Annotated in this window: 1 protein-coding gene; it reads left to right on the top strand. The window is 43.7% G+C overall.

All coding sequences use genetic code 11. The annotated features are described in order from the left end of the window. Positions 1 to 71 precede the first annotated feature (71 nt). The coding region (locus KPL72_RS21105; protein WP_219704361.1) for an REP-associated tyrosine transposase at positions 72 to 382 on the top strand (311 nt) is incomplete at its 3' end.

The following is a 382-nucleotide window of genomic DNA, read 5'->3' as shown; positions in this document are numbered from 1 at the left end:
TAGGCCGGATGAGGGAGGTACGACCGTTATCCGGCGTTGAGGTAAAGGTGCTTTTGGTTAGGAGGATAAGGATGTCCCGATATATTAGGCGTAAGCGTTTTGGTGGTACGTTTTTCTTTACGGTAACGTTGAAGGATCGTGGGTCTTGTGTGTTGGTTGAGCATATTGATCTTTTGCGTGAATGTGTTCGTAAGGTTAAATCCAAGCGCCCGTTTGAGATTGTTGCGTGGGTTGTTTTGCCTGATCATATGCACGTTATTTGGCGGTTGCCAGAAGCTGATAGTGATTTCTCGCGTCGGTGGCAGTTAATTAAAATATTGTTTACCAAGACATTAAAAGAGAAAACCCGTTATAAATTGAGTGTTTGGCAAGAGCGTTTTTG

The organism is Marinomonas lutimaris (assembly GCF_019426345.1).
In the GTDB taxonomy this organism is placed as follows: Bacteria; Pseudomonadota; Gammaproteobacteria; order Pseudomonadales; family Marinomonadaceae; genus Marinomonas; species Marinomonas lutimaris.
The sequence above is the reverse complement of the archived record's forward strand: the minus strand, read 5'-3'. Positions and strand labels throughout refer to the sequence as shown.